This is a genomic window from Streptomyces sp. NBC_01508, assembly GCF_045040315.1.
Classification (GTDB): Bacteria; Actinomycetota; Actinomycetes; order Streptomycetales; family Streptomycetaceae; genus Streptomyces.
Window position 1 is genome coordinate 2,598,450 of sequence record NZ_CP109419.1, and the last position, 16,699, is coordinate 2,615,148.

The following is a 16,699-nucleotide window of genomic DNA, read 5'->3' on the forward strand; positions in this document are numbered from 1 at the left end:
GGACGGCGGGACGAACGGAGTACGAGCTGGGGAGGGAGCGGGCGCGTCAGTAGACGCCTTCCTCGGCCGCGTCGGCCAGGTCGGTGAAGGGCTCGACCGCCGTGACCCCGTCCCAGGGGAACCAGCGGTGCGGCCCGGTCCTGACGGCGCTGTCCCGTTCCAGCAGGTTGGGCAGGAAGAGGTCTTCGAGCAGGGTGGTGGTCCGCACCCGGCCGCGTTGCCCGACCGGCACCTCCCGCCAGGGGTCGGCCGGGTCGACGACCGTCAGCACGGCGAAGGGCGGCGGCAGATGGTACGAGACACCGCCGACGCCCGGCTCCGGGTCGGCCTGCAACGCGTGCCCCACCAGGGTGTTGCCGTACGTGTCGATCCACTGCACCCCGACCAGGTGCTCCTGCCGCAGGAACTCCGCCTCGGCCGGGGTGCACGAGGTGCCGCCGGTGCAGACGGCCCGCACGCCGTACGTGTGCAGGGGGCGCGGCAGCCGCATGACCAGCTCCAGCAGCAACCGCGAGGTGGTGAAGAGCAGTTCGGGCCGCTCGGCCGTCAGCAGCGGGAGGGTCTGGTCGACCAGGTGCGCGACGTACGCCCGCGCGTCGCCGCCCGCGCGCAGCTCCGCCTTCACCCACCGGGGGTCGAAGTCGATGGCGTGCACGGCGCCCTGCCAGCTGTCGGCCAGGCCCTCCACGAAGTGGCCGTACGCGTGCGGGCCGCCGGGGGTCATCGCGAGGATGTCGCCGCCGTCGACGCCGCGCGCCTCCAGCACGGTGCGGTAGATCTCCACGTCGTAACCGAGCCGGGTCACATTGACGACGCGGCAGGGCGCGCCGGTCGTACCACCCGTCTCGAAGACCCGGAAGGCGCGGTCCCGGTAGCCGCGCGGGCGCAGGTCGGTGGCGCTCGCGGCGCGCAGCGCGGCCTTGTCGAAGAGGCCGAAGCGTTCCAGCGCGGCGTAGCCGTCGATGTCCTTCAGCGGGTCGAAGCCGAGTGACGTGCGGCGCTTCAGCCAGAACGGGGAGCCGGTCTCCGGCTCGAAGTGCCAGCGCATCATGCGCCGTGTCCAGGTGTCGAGGTCCACGGCGAGTTCCGGCACCCGGGCGCGCAGGGTGCCGTGCAGGGTGTCGAAGGTGGCCTTGCGGCCGGGGTCAGTGGTCATGCGCGGCCTCGTGCTCCTTACGGTCCGGTGCCCGGTACACGAACAGGGACGCGTCGGCGACGGCGTCCGCGGTCCTCTTCCCGGCCCGTAACACCGCCGCGAAGGGGAAGGGCACCTCGTGCCCGACGAGGGGGTGGTGCTCGGGGCGGTGCGCGGCCGGGCCGCCGTCGCCCTCGCCCTCGCCCGCCCCGATGAGGACGAGCCGCGGCAGCGCGTACACCCCGCCGTCCGGGTGGGCGACGGTGACCGGCCCGCGCGTCAGCAGTCGGTCACCGGGACCGAGCCCGGCCGTCACGGATGCCACGGCCCGCTCGGCGGCGCGCGGTTCGCGGAAGACGGTGAGCGGCCACTCGGCGTCGGCCCGGCCGGGTCCGACGGCGTCGAGCGCCGTGGCGAGTGCGGCGGCCAGCGGACCCGGATCGCCTTCGCAGACGACGGTGCGGACGTTGCGGCAGAAGCGTCCCGCGTCCGCCGCGATCAGCGGCAGCAGCCAGTCGACGGCCTCGGCCACCGGCAGTCCGGCCGGCACCAGCGCGCAGCCACGGCCTGGCCCGTGCAGCGTGAGGGAGGGTCTGTCGCGGACGGAGGCGGCGAGTCCGGAGCCGCCGTAGACGATCTGCCGGTCGGTACGCAGGATCAGGCCGGGCAGCGCGCGCCGCGCGGTCGGGTAGAGACCGAGCCGCTCCGGCGGCCAGCCCACCGCCAGCAGGGCGCCGATCAGCCGGGCGGCCGACAGCGGTTCGCGGCGGCTCGGCCGTACCCAGACGGCGGCCGAGCGCTCCGCCTGGTCGAGGACGGAGTCGAGGCAGGTGAAGGTGTTGCCGGGCAGCGCCACCAGCGCCAGCGCGTCGTCCGCGTCCGGTACCGGACGGTCAGCCGCGCTCGCGCGCAGCATGGCGCCCCACCGTACGGTCAGCGGCGCCGGCACCCCGGCCGTCTCCCACAGGGCGGTACGGAAGCTCTCGGCGCTCTGCGCTCCGAGCCCGCCCACCGTGACGGTCCCGTGGCGGAACAACTCCACGGCTCGCAGGACCAGTTCGCGCCGCTCGGCGGGGTCCGGCGCGGGGAGCGCGGGCGCTCGCGCCGCCCAGCGTTGCCGGTCGGCGTCGGCGACGATCTCCGGTACGAGGGCGAGCCGGAGCCCGCCGAGGCCGCCCGGCAGTTCCTCGGTGTCCAGGGACGTACGCCACTGGCCCGCGCGGAACGCGGCGATGGTGCGGGTCACCGGATTCCTCCGAGGCTGCCCCGTCCGTCAGGCCGGGGAGGAACCGGACGCCCGCGCCGGTCCGCCCACCCGGCTGGAGAAGCCGACTGCCGTACGCCGCGAGAACCGAGCGCGTGCGCCGTGCCGATCGAGAACCAGGACAGCACCTGCACCTCCAAGCTTTGCCGTACCGAACCGGGCTGGTCTCAACCCGGCTGGTGCTGATCGCGGAAGACCTGTCGGGCCGCCGGTCCGACAGGCGGCGTGAGCCGGGAATCCCCCCGCCTCAGCCGGGGGATTCAGGACAGCTCGCTGCGGAGCGCGGAGACCACCCGTGTCTGCTCGGCCTCGGTGAGCGTCGGATACAGCGGCAGCGCGATGTGGTGGCGGGCGAACCAGCGGCCCCTGGCGAAGGGTTCGCCGTCCGTGTCCCGTGCGCCGGGCTCCGGGTCGGTCCCGCCGCGCGTTGCGAAATAGGGGTGGTCGGTCAGCAGGTGGTCGTAGACCTCACCGGCCAGCGAGACGCCGTGGCGCTCCCGCAGCCGCTTCTTGAGCGGGCCCCGGTCGACGGGCACCTCGGGGTAGGCGAGGTATTTGTAGTAGTTGCTCGCCGCGCCGGCGGGCACGGTGTGCGGGCGCAATCCCGGTACGGACGTGAGCAGTTCGTCGTAGTGGGCGGCGAGTTCCCGGCGCCTGGCGAGGGTGTCCGCGAACCGCTCCAGGTCCACCGTGCCGACGGCGGCGTTGAGTTCACTCATCCGCCAGTTGCCGCCCGGCCGGTCGTGCAGGGTGGAGCCGGGGGCGCTCTTGCCGTGGTCGCGCCAGCGCCGTACGTCTTCCAGGTCGGCCGCGTCCGCGCCGGTGACCAGCCCTCCCTCGCCGCTGATGGCGACCTTGGTGGGGAAGAAGGAGAAGGCGCCGAACCGGCCGAGGCTGCCGGCGGCCCGGCCGCCGAGCGTGCTGCCGAAGGCGTGCGCGGCGTCCTCCACGACCGGAACGCCGCGCCCGGCGCAGAGGTTCAGCACCTCGTCGACGGAGGGCGCGACGATGCCGCCGATATGGACGGGCACGACGGCCGCCGTGTCCGGATACCGATCCAGCGCGGCCTTGAGCCCGACCGGGTCCATGCCGAGTCCGTCGAGTTCGACGTCCACGAAGCGCACGTCGGCCTGCGCGCGGGCCGCCGCGGCGGCGGTCGCGAAGAAGGTGTTCACCGGGACGAGTACGGTGCGGCCCGCCACGTCGAGGGCGCGCAGCGCGATCTCCAGGGCGGCGGAGCCGGAAGCGACGGCGACGCCTCCGGTGCCGGTCCAGGTCCCGGACAGCTCCTCGAAGCGGGCCACCAGCGGGCCCTGGGTGAGGAAGCCGGAGACGAGGGCTGCGTCGACGCGGTCCCGAACGGCGCGCCGGTCGGCGACGGTGAAGTGGACGCGCTGGGCGGGGACGGGGACGGGGACGGCGATGGGGACGGGGGCGCGGGCCGCGTCCGCGCCGTACGTCGTGGCGGTCCCGGCCGTGGTGTCCGTCGGGTCCGTGGTGTCCGTCGGGTCCGTGGTGCCCGTCGCCGGTGCGGCGAGCGCGCGGGTGAAGAAGTCCGTCGCGTGGCCGATGTGGGTGCCGTGCCCCATGTCGATCTCGTGAACTTCCGCCCCGGCCGCGCCGACCGCCCCGGCGTGGGCGGCGCGCACCGCCGCACCCGCGGCCCGCGCGTCGGCCGGGTCGAGCCAGGGATCGGCGGTGCCGTACTGGAGTTGGAGCGGTGCGGGGGCCAGCGCCGCGTACAGGTCGGACAGGTCGGCGTACTCCAGGATGCCCGGCAGCACCGCTCCTTCGTGACCGGCGAGCAGGCGTCCGTAGAGCGCCGGGTAGCTGCCGAGGTGGCTCGCCGCGCAGACGGGCAACGGCCGGGGGGAGAGCAGCGCGGTGTGCAGGGCGACGGCCGCGCCCAGGCTGTGGCCGAGGAGCCCGGTCCGTCCGGGATCGACCGACGGTTGCGCCGCCAGGACGTCGAGCGCGCCGAGGGCGTCGGCGACGAGCGCGCCCAGCAGCGAACGGCCCGTGAGGGCGTACGCGTGGGCGAGCAGCGTCCCTTCGTCCCGGCCGCCGAGCCGGTCGGCGTCGAGCCCGCCGTCCAGGCCGTAGTCGAAGGTGAGCGTGGTGAAGCCGGCCAGGGCGAGCCGCCGTGCCACGTCGCGGTCCGGGTGGTCGGGTGGGGTCTCGCCGGTGACCTGGTCGAGCCGGGCGTTGCGCCCGCCGCAGACCAGGACGGCGGGGCCGGGGCGGTCGGGATGGCCCGCGCCCGAACCGCCCGCGCCCGAACCGCCCGCGCCCGAACCGCCCGCGCCCGAACCGTTCGATCCGGGCACGAGCAGGGTGGCGCGGAACCGCCCGCCGCCGTCCGGCCGTTCCAGCGTCATCGGCACCCGGCGCAGACCGTCGGCGAGCACGGGCTCCCCGGCGGTCACGGTGAGCGGGGCGGCCCGGTCGGCGCGGGCGAGCCGCGCCACCAGTGCGCGCAGGCGCGCGGCCCAGGCCCCGTGCTCCTCGGAGCCCGGTACGTGGCGCATCGACGGTCCGGCGGCCAGGAGCCGGCGGGTGTGCTCCGCGCGCATCAGACGAAGTCGGCGTGGAGTGTGCTGGGAATCTCCACCGCGTAGGCGTCCAGTGCCTCGTCCAGCTGGATCTGGCCGCGCTTGAGCAGTTCGAGCAGCTCGTTCTGCGGCCGGTAGAAGCAGGACTTGCAGAGGTCGGTACGGGTGGGGTTGGAGGCCTCCCACTCGGCGCGCGGACCGCCCTCCAGCACCTCGGCGTACCCCTTCTCGACCACATTGCCGATCAGGTAGCGGCTGTTGAGGTGCACCTGCGGGCACGGGTAGAGGTTGCCGTCGGCGCCGACCGCGGTGACGAAGCGGCTGTAGTGGCAGCGGTCGAAGTCGCCCTCGACCTCCTCGACCTGGTCCATCGGCCCGCGGTCGAGCTTGGGGACCGAGACCTCGAAGTCGGCGGTGGAGTACCCGGCGGCCTCGGTGAGGGACTCGGAGATCTCGCCGAGGACGGACTCGATCGTCTCGTGTCCGAGCGCGCTGTAGAACTCCGGTTCGAAACGGACGTAGTGCGCGCCCGAATCGCGGGCGATGCGGGCCGCCTCGATGATCTCCCGGTAGTTCTGCTTGGTGATCACGTAGTTGAAGCCGATGCGGAAGTCCGGGTCGACGGCGGCCGTGCGGAGCCGGCCGACCGACTCCAGGAAGGAGGAGAAGGTCCGCTCGCGGTCCTTGGTGATGGCGTCGAAGGTGGCTTCGGTGCCGGCGTTGAGGCCGATACGCACCCAGGTGTGAGTGGCGGCGACACATTCGGCGATGGCGGGGCGGCCGAGGCGTGAGCCGTTGGTGATCAGACCGAGGCGCAGACCGGCCGCGTGACCCGCCGTGGAGATCGCGGCATAGCCGGGGTGAATGGTGCATTCGCCACTGCCGCAGAAGGTGACGGCCCGGCCGTCGTTCTCCGCGAACTCCCGAAGAAGAATGATCGCCTTTTCGGTGGCGAGGGAGTCCTTGAACGAGAAGAGATCATAGAAATTCTCTTCGTTGGGCGAGTGGAAATTACAGAAATTGCACCGCATGTTGCAGGCGCCCATGATGCCGATCCGCATATGGACGGGCTTTATCTCCGCGCCTTCCACAAAGCGGCGCAGCAGATCTCCGTGCGCGAGCACTTTCTGTGGCGAGTGGGCCTGGTCGAGGCTCACGATCGGAAGTCCCTCGCGGTTTCGCGGGGCCGCCGCTTCCACGTTCTGTATCTGGTCTGCACGATCCACAAGGTCCACCCTCGGTCGCGTTCCCGGCACAAACAGTGACGCTCGAAGGTACGAACAATTGCTCGACGGTGTCAAGAGGTCTAGACAATGCGGAAGTTGCCACCGTACGGCGGTTCGCGCCAGGACAGCCCGGAGCGCAGGGGGGACGGCAGGTCGCCGACTATACGTGTCTCGAATATTGATACATGAGTCCACAAAACGAGATGAGACTGGCGTCACACCTACCCCGTCAGCCCCTCAGGTACTCCCTTGACACCCCCAAAGGCCTATACCAAGCTGCGTTTGGGATTCAGGCAGCAAAGTCGACGCCGGTTCCACGGGATACCAGTTCGGCGCTCATCACGAATGGAGGCGGGAGCGGCCGTTCATCAAGGTGTCCCGGACCGCCGGAGGCCCTTTTGGCTGCTTGGAAGATACAGACGGGGGAGTCTTCCTGTGCTCATTCATGTCCTGGGTCCGCTACGTGTATCGGTAAACGGACTTACACTACCCCTCAGAGGGAGACGAACCCACATCATTCTGGCCGTTCTGGCGCTGGAGAACAATTGGGCGGTTTCGCTCGACCGGCTCGTGGACGCGGTATGGGGTACGTCCCCGCCGGCCAGCGCCCGCACCCAGATCCGTATCTGTGTCTCCGCCCTGCGCCGCACTTTCGCGGACGCGGGAATGCCCGGCCTGATCGAGACGTACCACTCCGGGTACCGCCTGCGACTGGCCGAATCCGATCTGGACGCCACCGTGTTCGACAGCCGGGTCCGGCACGCCAGGGCGCTCGCCTCCGAGGGACGGGAGGCGGAAGCCGTCATGGAACTGCGCGAGGCCCTGTCGCTGTGGAACGGCCCCGCCCTGGCCGGCCTGGTCTGCCCTGCCCTGGAGTGGGGCGCCCGCCGGCTGGAGGAGGGACACCTGCGGGCCATCGAGGAGCGGATACGGCTGGAACTCGCCCTCGGGCGGCACGAGGACCTGATCGGTGAGCTGATCGAGCTGGCCGCCAAGCACCCGTACCGTGAGCCGCTGCACGGCCGGTTAATGCTCGCCCTCTACCGGTCGGGGCGCACGGCCGAGGCGCTGGCCTGCTACCGGAAGGTACGCAGGACGCTGGTGGAGGAGCTGGGCATCGAGCCCGGCCAGGAGCTGAACGATCTGGAGCAGGCGATCCTGCTGGGCCTGGCGGTGCCCGCCGGATGAATCCCGGGGGCCGGGGCCCGAGTTGAGGACTCGGGACCCGGCCCGCGGGCCTCGCCGGACCGCACACCGCGTCAGAGCGTGACCCACAGCTTCTGCATCCGGTGTTCCGAGATGCCGTCGGTGGCCGCCAGCTCGTAGCGGTGCGCCTTGACCGGCCCGTCGGTGAACGTCCAGTCCACCCGCCAGAACGGCAACGGCCGGTTGAACACGCTCTCCCACTCGAATTCGGCCGGCGCCGGGAACTTCCAGCTCACCGGCACGAAGTCGTCGCTGACCTCCAACGCGTCCGTGGCCTGTGAGCGCAGGTTGTCCAGATCGCGCATCGCGGCCGTGGAGTTGAAGTCACCCGCGATGACCTTGGCGTTCGAGTTGCGCGCCAGATCCTTCTCCAGGCCCTTGATCTCCTCCTGGCGCCAGCTGAACTTACGGTCGAAGTACGCGTCGAAGTCGAACCCGGAGAACGGGTTCAGATTGTCGAGCGCGAGCTGCACGGTGACATGCACGTTGTACACGCTGAGCGTCTGTCCGCCGACGCTCAGATCCGTACGGAGCACCTTGTTCCGCTCGAAGATCCGCTTGAAGGGGACGCCGGGCGCCAGATCGGAGCCCGCGCCGACCACCTCCTTGTGGACGATCGGGAAGCGGGAGACGGTGAGCAACTCGCCGCGCCTGGCGATGTGGTAGCCGGGGAACTCGGCGCGCAGCCGCGCGTCGTCGTTCAGCCGCGCGTACCCGTCCTCACCGAGACCCGGCGTCCACGCCACATGCTCCTGGAGCAGATAGACGTCCGCGTCCTGCCGGTGGAGCAGGCCGTACAGCCGTTCCACGCCGGCCGCCTTCCCCCAGTACTGGGTGTTCAGCGACACGACGTGCAGCGCGTCGGCGGGAACCTGGCGCTCACCGTGCCACAGCGCCTGCCAGTTGAGCCCGGACCCGGTGGTGAGGCCGAGCAGCAGACCCGCCGCCGCGATGCCCGCGCCCCACCGGCGGCGCCGTCCGCAGGACGCGGCGCTGGCCAGCAGCAGCACCGCCGGTATCGCCATCAGCAGCAGTGGCGGCGCGGCGTCCAGCGGGATGGCCCAGTGCCACCGGCCGCTGACGGCCCAGCGGATGAGCGCGTACAGCAGCCAGAGCGCGGCCACGCCGAGCAGCAGCCTGCCGTACCAGAGCCGGGCGGTACGGGCGACGCGGCGGGCCCGGCCCGGGGGCGGCCCGGCGGGGGCGTCCGGACCGCCCGGCCCGGCCGTCCCGGCCCCGGCGGGCTCCTGATCGATGACGTCGACGCTCATGAGGTGGCTTCCCGTACGTACATGCGCCGGAACCGGCGGCTGGCCGCGAACTGCGCCAGCCCGGCCGCCAGTCCGGCCACCACCACGGCGTTGACCAGCAGATGCGTCAGGGTGAAGAAGACCAGGAAGCCGGGGCCCCGCTCCCCCGCGACGAACCGGTACTGCCCGAAGTCGGCCAGGACCGAGACCGCCAGGGCGAGGAGGGCCACCAGCGCCGCCACCGGCCACAGGGGCACCAGCGGTAGGCTCAGCAGGCACAGTCCGCCCATCACGGACGCCAGCGCGCGCCCGCCGGTCTCCATGCCCTGCATCGCCCGGCCCCGGTCCAGATAGAACGGCACCCGCAGCCGGCTGCGGACGAACGCCTTGCGCAGCAGCGGTCCGAGCCGGCTCTCGTCGGAGAGCCTGCCGCGGATACGTGAGGTCAGCAGCATCGGGTAGCGCGCGGCCAGCCGCTCCGCGTGGTCGATCTCCTCGGTCTGCCGCAGGTCGGAGTTGAACCAGCCGGCCTCCATGAAGGCCGTTCTGCGCACCGCGCCCAGCGCGTAGAAGCCGCCGCTGACCAGCCCTTCGGCGCTCTTGCGCCAGTAGTGGTACTGGAGGATGCGGTAGTCGCCGACGGCGGTCTCGGCGAACAGCGGCTCCTTGTCGGGCACGCCGAACACCGCGCCGTACGTGGGATTCTCCTCGAAGAGCGCGACCGCCTGGGCCACCGCCTGCGGATGCATGGTCAGATCCGCGTCCAGGAAGAAGACGATCTCGCCGGTGGAGTGCCGGACGCCGAGGTTCCGGGAGCCGCCTGGACCGCCGTTGACCGGGGCGCGGACGAGCTTGACGGGGTGTTGGGCGGCCAGTTCCGCGGAGTCGTCGGTGCTGGCGTCGTCGACGACGACGACTTCCAGCCGGGGGTAGGTCTGCTCCAGTACGGAGCGCAGGCAGAGGTCGACGGTGCGGCGGTCGTTGTACATGGGGATGACCACCGACACGAGGGGTTCGGCCATGTGAATCCTTCGGTTCATGACGAGGGTGAGGAGTGAGAGCAGCGCGGGGTGCGGAGTGCGGAGTGCGGAGTGCGGGGCGGCGCCGGACGGGCGGGACCGCGCGGGACCGGGACCGGAAGGCTCAGACGACCATGAAGGCGAGCAACAGCCCCGCCCAGAGCGAGGAGTTCGCGATCATCACGCGGTCCTTGAGCAGCGCGTGCACGGGATTGCCGCCGTCGTTGTCCACGATCACGATCTGGAGATAGCGGAACAGCGCGAACAGCGCGCACGGCGCGGTCAGCAGCGTCCCGGCGGCCAGTCCCGACTCGGAGCGCAGGAAGAGCAGATAGCCGACCATGGTCAGCCCCGCGCAGAGCACCAGCACCAGATCCAGGAACTGCGCCGAGTACCCGGCCAGCGCCGGGCGGTGCCCGGTGCCCGAGACGCCCAGCTCGTGCCGGCGCTTGCCGAGGATCAGGACCAGGCACAGCGTCAGTACGGTGACCACGAGCCAGCCCGCGATCGGGTGGCCGCTCGCCTCGTACCCGCCGAGCAGCCGCAGCACGAACCCGGTGGCGACGATGAAGACGTCCAGCAGCGGGAAGTGCTTGAGCTTCCAGGAGTAGGCGGCGTTCACCGCCAGGTAGAGGGCCAGCGGCCAGACGGCGGCCGAACCGAGTACGACCATGGCCGCCGTCAGCAGCACGGCCAGCGTCACGGCCTCGACCACCGCCGCCCGCACGCTCATCCGGCCGGAGGCCAGCGGGCGGTGGCGCTTGACCGGGTGGCGCCGGTCGCGTTCGACGTCGGAGATGTCGTTGATCACGTACACCAGTGCCGAGGCCAGGATGAACGCCCCGACGGCGAGGAGCACCCGGCCCGCGGCCTCCCACTGCCAGGCCGCTCCCAGCAGTGGCAGCGGCACGACCAGGATGTTCTTGGCCCACTGGCCGGGGCGGACCAGGGCGAGCGGCGCGGGCAGCCGCGACGGTACGGCGGCGGGGCGCTCCCGCTCCCCCGGCGCCGGTTCGCCCCGAGCCGCTTCCCCCAAAGCCGTCTCGCCCAGGGCCGGTTCACCGGGCACGCGTTCACCCGGAGCCCGCTCCCCCATGGTCTGTTCGTCCAGAGCCTGCTTCTCCAGTGCGGTCATGGCCCAGCCCCTCAGAACACTATCTTCGCGGCGGACAGCAGTCCCTGGCTCCACGGGTCCCGGCTGGTGCGGCCCGTCGTGGCGCCCTTGCCACCCTTGCCGCCGCCACCGCCGCCACCACCGGGCGCGGTCTCGTGGCGGGCGGTGCGCCACCAGTCGTACGTGTGCAGGATCGCGTCCTGGTTGGACATGCGCGGGGTGAAGCCCAGGCGCGACTTGGCCTTGTCGATACTGACGTACGAATCGTCCATCAGCTTGTGCAGCAGCCGCCCGTACACCGGCGACAGCCGCGCCTTCTGGAGCCCGCTCAGCAGGAGCAGGGCCGGCTTCGCGGGCAGCGCGATGACCCGCTTCCCGTGGCCCGCCGCGTCGAGGACGGCCTGGAAGTCCTCGCGGAGCGTGCCGAATTCGGCCGCCGCGAGGTTGTAGGTGTCATTGGCGATGTCGTCGGGCGCGGTGAGTACGGTGACGACGCCGTCGACCAGGTCGTCGATGCCGAACATCTGGATCCGGACGTCCCCCTTGCCGAGCACGGGGAAGTTGTGGCCCTCCTCCGCCCACTCGAACAGCATGGAGAACAGGCCCATCCGGCCGGGCCCGACGAACGTCTTGGGCCGCAGGATCGGCACACACATCCCGGCGGCCCGGTGCCGCTCCGCGATCTCCTCGGCGGCGGCCTTGGCGCGGCTGTAGGTGTCGACCGGCTCCCTCGGGTACTCCTCGGGTGTCGGTACGACGCTGGGCAGGCCGTACACGGCGGTGGACGAGATGTGCACCACGCGCGGGGTGTTGGCGGCGCTCGCCGCGGCGAAGACGTTCTCGGTGCCGCCGACGATGATCGAGCGGATCTGCTCGTCGGGGTAGCTGGGCAGCGCGGCGGCGGCGTGCACGAGGACGTCCGCGCCGGCCAGGGCGCGGTCCATCACCGCGCGGTCCCTGATGTCGCCGACCACCTCGACGCCGGGGCCGGGGCGCAGGTCGACGCCGCGGACCTGGTGGCCGTCGGCCAGGAGTCGTTCCGTGAGGCGCGAGCCGAGCATGCCGGAGGCGCCGGTGATCGTGATCACCACTGTGAGCTCACCTTCTGCTTGATGAATCTGGCGACGAGATGGTTGAGGCCCCGGTCGAGGACCGTGCCGAGGGCGTCGACGGCCCGCTCGACGTCGGCGGGTTCCGTGATGAGGGAGGGGCCGAAGATCAGCGGATTGCGGCCGTTGAGGGTGTAGTACGCGTAGATGTCGTGATCCTGGTAAAGGGCGTTGATCACCGCGCAGGTGACGAGCTTGGCCTTGAACTGCGGGTCGCGGGCCATGCCGCCGGGCGCCAGCTTCGCGACCAGGTCGAGGATCTTCGGGCCGCCGTCGACGAACACGCCCCAGAGCGCGCCGGCGCCCGCGACCTTGCCGATGGCGTCCGGATACTCCTTGGCCAGCCGGGCGAGGCCGGGTTCGAGCACGGCCTCGATGGCGCGGGCGCGGGCCGGATAGTCGTCCTCGACGACGATGTTGACCGCCTCCAGGGCGGTGGCGCACTCCTCGCCGAATCCGTAGTACGTGGTGGAGGTCGACTGGAGCAGCGCGTCGCCGAGGTTGTCGTACGCCTTGCGCAGGATCGGCTCGCGGGCGACGAACGCGGAGATGGAGGACTTGCCGCCGCCGAAGGACTTGGAGGTGGTGACGATGTCCGGGATCAGGTCGGGGTAGCGCATGAAGTAGAAGAGGCTGCCGGTCTTGCCCCAGCCGCTGTAGATCTCGTCGAAGATCAGCACGATCTTGTGCTTGGTGCACAGCTCGCGCAGGCCCCGCAGGAACTCCTCGGAGCACCACTGGATGGTGGAGGCGCTGAACGGCTCGATGAGGATCGCGTACACGTCGTCGGGGTGCGCGGCCACGGCCCGGCGCACCGAGTCGAGGTCGCCGTAGCGGAAGGTGTCGATGCCGGGGATGGTCGGGAAGGAGTAGAGGTTCTGGCCGGTCAGGCCCCCGGAGCCGAGCAGTTTGCCGTGGAAGGCGCAGTCGGCGCGCAGCACGGTCTGCCGCTTGCCGTTGTGGTACTTGTACGCGAGCTTGACCGCTCCTTCGACCGCCTCCGCACCGGAGTTGGGCAGGAAGGACATGCTCAGGTCGCCGGGCAGGACTTCGGCGAGGTTGTGGCTCAGCGCGGCGAGGTAGGGCGAGAAGTAGGTCTTGTGGACCTCCATCCGCCGGTCCCGTGCGAAGCGTTCGCGGGCGGCGAGGATACGGGGATGGTTGTGGCCGTGGTTGAGCACGCCCACGCCGCCGGTGAGGTCCAGCACGCGCCGGCCGTCCTTGAGCGTGATGTACGCGCCTTCGGCGTGGTCGACCAGCTCCCGGCCGAAGCCGAAGGACGTCATCAGCGAGACCTGGCTCTTGTTCACGTGCTTGCGGTACAGGTCGTGGACCTGGTCGATGTCGAGGTGTTCCGCGTCGTCAAGGGTGTACACGGGCTTCTCCGATCGGGATCGTCCTGAGCCGGGCCCAGGCGAGGACAACGGCCGAGCTGCCGAGCTCCGCCACCACGCACACGAGGCGGCTGGCGAGCGCGGCGGTGGCGGCGGCGCCACCGGGCAGAACGGTGGCGAGGGCGGCGGTGATGGTCAGTTCGCGAACGCCCCAGCCGTCCGGGACGATCAGCGCGAGGCTGCTGACGACGGTCGCCAGCGCGAAGGCGCCGACGGCGGCGCCCAGTCCGGCCCAGGGCGGGGCGCCCAGGGCGAGCACGAGGAACCACAGATGCAGTCCCGAGGCCAGCCAGGAGGCGACGGCCAGCAGCATGGCCCGGCGGACGGCGCTGTCCGGGGGCGGTTCGACGGTGGTACGCGCCAGCCGGGCCAGGAAGGTGACGGGCCGGGTGACGAGTGCGGGGCGGGCCACGCAGGCGAGGAAGAAGAGGGCGGGCAGGCCGAGCCACTGCCAGTGGTCGGGCAGCGCGACGGGCGCGGCGAGGAGGCTGACGCCGACTCCGGTGAGGATGGTCAGCCCCAGGCTCAGCAGATAGGCGGAGGTCATCTGCGCGCCGGGGACGCCGGCGATACGGCCGTGCGCGACATGGGTGATGACGCCCCACACCCGCCCCGGTACGTACTTGCTGAGCTGTCCGAGGAAGTAGATCTTGGCCGCGAGCAGTCCCCGGATCTCGTGCCGGCCGGGAATCAGCACCCGCCAGGCGTGCACGGCGAGGACGAGTCCCACGATGTTGGCCGCCACCGAGGCGAGCAGCAGCGGTATCGCCTCCGGCCGGGCGAATTCGCGGGCCGCGTCCACACCGCCGGAGCGCAGCAGCAGGACGAGTCCGACCAGGGCGGCGATGACGACGACGGGCGTGAGGATCTTGCGGATCTTGTCGATCATCGGCCCGACACCGCCCGGTCGGCGGCGGAGCGCCGTCGTCCGAAGGAGCCGCCGCCCAGCGCGCGCAGGGCACCCAGCACCCGTACGGCACCGAGCATGCGTACGGCGCCGAGCGCGGCCCCCGCCAACAGGGCGCCGTGCAGCAGGAGATGGAGTCCGGTGAAGCGGGGGACGAAGCCGGCGCCCCGGTGGCCCGCCACGAAGCGCAGCAGTCCGAAGTTGGCGGCGCAGAACGCGGCGAGGGCGAGCAGGGGCAGTACGGGATACCAGGGGGCGAGGGGCAGGGCGGCGTAGAAGAGCGCGGCTGTCAGGACGGAGACGGGACTGTTGGCGGTGAGGTTCTTCCGGCCGCCGCGGCGCGCGGAGGCCAGCGCGGGCACCAGCAGCAGCGCCCGCCGGAAGGTTTCGGCGAGCAGGGGCCGCAGCCGGTGCTCCTCGTCGTGGTAGGCGACGATCCGGTCCGTGAGCACGATGCGGTAGTGCGGCGCGAGCCGGTCGCTGAACTCCAGGTCCTCGGAGTCCCGCAGCCGCTCGTCGAATCCGCCGAGCCGCTCGAACACCTCGCGCGGGACGGCGGCCTGTGCGAAGAAGGCGGTCTCCACGTCGCCGGCCCCGCGCACCCGCCACCAGTGCGCGTGCAGCACCTTGTAGTGCTCGACCGGCCCGTCGTCGAAGAGCGGGTCGGGTGCGATCACGCCGTGCACGCAGCCGCAGCGCGGGTCGGAGCGCAGGATGTCCAGCGCGTTGGCCACCGAGTCGGGAGTGAGCGCCTCGTCCGAGTCGAGGAAGAACAGCACCTCGCCGGTGGCCGCCGCGATGCCGGCGTTACGGGCCGCGGAGACGCCCTTGTTGCCGTCCGCGCGGATCAGGGCACACGGGTAGCGCCGGGCGATCTCGGGCGTCGCGTCGGTGGAGGCGTCGTCGACCACGATGACCTCGTGGACCGGGGAGGTCTGGGCGTAGACGGAGTCCAGGCAGGCGGCCAGGGTGCGGGCCGAGTTGTAGGCCGGGATGACCACCGAGACGGAAGTTGTCATGCGGACAGTTCACTGGCGGGGCATATTCCCCTCGTATCGCAGCCGTATTCGCCCTCTATCGGGCCGGTATCGAGTCTGTTATCGACCCGTTATCGAAGCCGTATCCGCGGCGTATCGCTCGGGTATCGCTCGGGTATCGCCCCGATATCGCGGGCCGGTTCGGACGGCCGGCTCGGCCGGTCGCAGGCGCCGATCGAGGCCGCCGGGTGGGGAGTTGACGCTCTGCTAGCGTTCGTGCGCGTGATCACCAGACAGCTGTGCGCCCCGGCTCCCGGCCTGCCCGGATGACGGCGGTCACCGACGACCCCACGGCCGGCCAGGACGCCTCGGACGCCTCCGCCGCCGCACGCGGCGCACCGCCGCCGGCCGGGCGGTGGCCCCTGCGCACCCGCGCGCTGGTGGCGGCGACGGCGCTGTGGGCGCTGTTCACCGTGCTCGGATACGCGCTGAGCGGGCGCTGGTGGCTGTGGCTGCTGCCGGACCTGGCGCCGCCGCCGTTCTTCCTCCTCGTACCGGCCGTGCTGCTGCCGCTCACCTGGTGGGCCGTGCCGGTACGGCGGTGGCTGACGGCCGCCCTCGTCCTGCTGCTGGTGCTCGGCGCGCCCCGGGCGGGCGTGAACTGGTCGGCGCTGACGCCGGGCGGCGGGCCGGTGTCCGCACGGGGCGACACGCTGAAGGTGTTCTCCTGGAACACCCTGTACTGGGACTCCTCCGACGACCCCGGGGAGTTCTACCGCTACCTCAAGGCCAAGGACGCCGACGTCTACCTGCTCCAGGAATATCTCGCCTGGGAGGACGACGGCCCCCAGGAGATCGACGAACTGGCCCGTATCCGGGCGGAGTTCCCCGGTTACGAGGTCGAGGTGCTGGGCGAGCTGGTCACCCTCTCCCGCTTCCCGGTCGTCGCCACTCCCCCGGTCGGGCCGAGCCGGGCGCCCGGCTCCGGCGGCCCCTGGCGGGAGGTCTTCGCCCGCGACAAGGTGCTGCGGACCGATGTGGACGTACGGGGCCGTGTGGTGTCGTTCTACAACGCGCACGTCCCGGTGCAGCTCGACATCGAACGCTCCCCGCTGAGCGGCGGCTTCTACCGCACGGTCCGGGAGCGGGACGCCCAACGGCGCGCCCACTTCGCGGCGTTGGAGAAGGACGCGGCGGCCAACACCCATCCCGTGCTGATCTCGGGCGACTTCAACACCACCCCGTCGATGCGCGACATCGGGGGCCTGCGGGACACCTTCCGCGACGCGCTGCCGGCCTCCGGCGATCTCCTGCCCGGCACATGGAACACCGCGGGCCTCGGTCTCTGGCGGCTGGACTGGACCTTCACGGACGACGGGCTGCGGGTGCACCGGTACGCGTTCACCGACCCGGCCGGGCTCTCCGACCACCGCGGCCAGGATCTGCTGGTGTCCCTGGCACCGTAACGGCGGGCGGAGAGCCGGTGACGGGCGGCGAGCCGGTGACGGGCGGGCGTGCGCTCTCGGCCACCCGCCCCGGCATCGGC

13 protein-coding genes are annotated in these 16,699 nt (G+C 71.7%); 2 read left to right on the forward strand and 11 right to left on the reverse strand.

The window, feature by feature from the left end; genetic code table 11:
- Window positions 1-46: 46 nt before the first annotated feature.
- The 4 genes from OG700_RS11705 to OG700_RS11720 all read right to left on the reverse strand — a co-directional run bounded on the left by OG700_RS11705 (window position 47) and on the right by OG700_RS11720 (window position 6,108).
- Window positions 47-1,156, reverse strand: coding sequence for a hypothetical protein (locus OG700_RS11705; protein WP_405612528.1), 1,110 nt, complete (start codon window positions 1,154-1,156; stop codon window positions 47-49).
- Window positions 1,146-2,381, reverse strand: a complete 1,236-nt coding sequence (locus OG700_RS11710; protein WP_405612530.1) for a hypothetical protein — start codon at window positions 2,379-2,381, stop codon at window positions 1,146-1,148. Before OG700_RS11710 ends, OG700_RS11705 begins: the two co-directional genes overlap by 11 nt.
- Window positions 2,382-2,659: 278 nt before the next feature.
- Window positions 2,660-4,972 carry a DegT/DnrJ/EryC1/StrS family aminotransferase gene (locus OG700_RS11715; protein WP_405612532.1) on the reverse strand — a complete coding sequence of 771 codons (2,313 nt, stop codon included), beginning with the start codon at window positions 4,970-4,972 and terminating at the stop codon, window positions 2,660-2,662.
- Window positions 4,972-6,108, reverse strand: a complete 1,137-nt coding sequence (locus OG700_RS11720) for a radical SAM protein (protein WP_405612534.1) — start codon at window positions 6,106-6,108, stop codon at window positions 4,972-4,974. The genes OG700_RS11715 and OG700_RS11720 overlap by 1 nt, the downstream gene beginning before the upstream one ends.
- 414 nt (window positions 6,109-6,522) lie before the next feature.
- On the opposite strand from OG700_RS11720, the gene OG700_RS11725 reads away from it, so the two are divergent.
- Window positions 6,523-7,365, forward strand: coding sequence for a BTAD domain-containing putative transcriptional regulator (locus tag OG700_RS11725; RefSeq protein ID WP_405612536.1), 843 nt, complete (start codon window positions 6,523-6,525; stop codon window positions 7,363-7,365).
- Window positions 7,366-7,436: 71 nt separating this feature from the next.
- On the opposite strand, the gene OG700_RS11730 is transcribed toward OG700_RS11725, so the two are convergent.
- The 7 genes from OG700_RS11730 to OG700_RS11760 all read right to left on the reverse strand — a co-directional run bounded on the left by OG700_RS11730 (window position 7,437) and on the right by OG700_RS11760 (window position 15,195).
- Entirely contained in the window at window positions 7,437-8,654 is a 1,218-nt protein-coding gene (locus tag OG700_RS11730; RefSeq protein ID WP_405612538.1) for an endonuclease/exonuclease/phosphatase family protein, read from the reverse strand.
- A complete protein-coding gene (locus OG700_RS11735) occupies window positions 8,651-9,655 on the reverse strand; it encodes a glycosyltransferase family 2 protein (RefSeq protein WP_405612540.1) in 1,005 nt (334 codons plus the stop codon). Before OG700_RS11735 ends, OG700_RS11730 begins: the two co-directional genes overlap by 4 nt.
- Window positions 9,656-9,776: 121 nt before the next feature.
- Window positions 9,777-10,787, reverse strand: a complete 1,011-nt coding sequence (locus tag OG700_RS11740) for a UbiA prenyltransferase family protein (protein WP_405612542.1) — start codon at window positions 10,785-10,787, stop codon at window positions 9,777-9,779.
- An 11-nt stretch (window positions 10,788-10,798) separates the two neighbouring features.
- The gene (locus OG700_RS11745; RefSeq protein WP_405612544.1) at window positions 10,799-11,857 is read right to left on the reverse strand and encodes an NAD-dependent epimerase/dehydratase family protein; all 1,059 of its coding nucleotides are present in this window, start codon (window positions 11,855-11,857) and stop codon (window positions 10,799-10,801) included.
- A complete protein-coding gene (locus OG700_RS11750) occupies window positions 11,851-13,251 on the reverse strand; it encodes an aspartate aminotransferase family protein (protein ID WP_405612546.1) in 1,401 nt (466 codons plus the stop codon). The genes OG700_RS11745 and OG700_RS11750 overlap by 7 nt, the downstream gene beginning before the upstream one ends.
- The gene (locus OG700_RS11755) at window positions 13,238-14,158 is read right to left on the reverse strand and encodes a lysylphosphatidylglycerol synthase domain-containing protein (protein ID WP_405612548.1); all 921 of its coding nucleotides are present in this window, start codon (window positions 14,156-14,158) and stop codon (window positions 13,238-13,240) included. Before OG700_RS11755 ends, OG700_RS11750 begins: the two co-directional genes overlap by 14 nt.
- Window positions 14,155-15,195: a glycosyltransferase family 2 protein gene (locus tag OG700_RS11760; protein WP_405612550.1), complete on the reverse strand. Its 1,041-nt coding sequence runs from the start codon at window positions 15,193-15,195 to the stop codon at window positions 14,155-14,157. The genes OG700_RS11755 and OG700_RS11760 overlap by 4 nt, the downstream gene beginning before the upstream one ends.
- 284 nt (window positions 15,196-15,479) lie before the next feature.
- Here OG700_RS11760 and OG700_RS11765 point away from each other — a divergent pair, with 284 nt between their 5' ends.
- Window positions 15,480-16,619, forward strand: a complete 1,140-nt coding sequence (locus OG700_RS11765) for an endonuclease/exonuclease/phosphatase family protein (RefSeq protein WP_405612552.1) — start codon at window positions 15,480-15,482, stop codon at window positions 16,617-16,619.
- The last annotated feature ends 80 nt before the right edge of the window (window positions 16,620-16,699 follow it).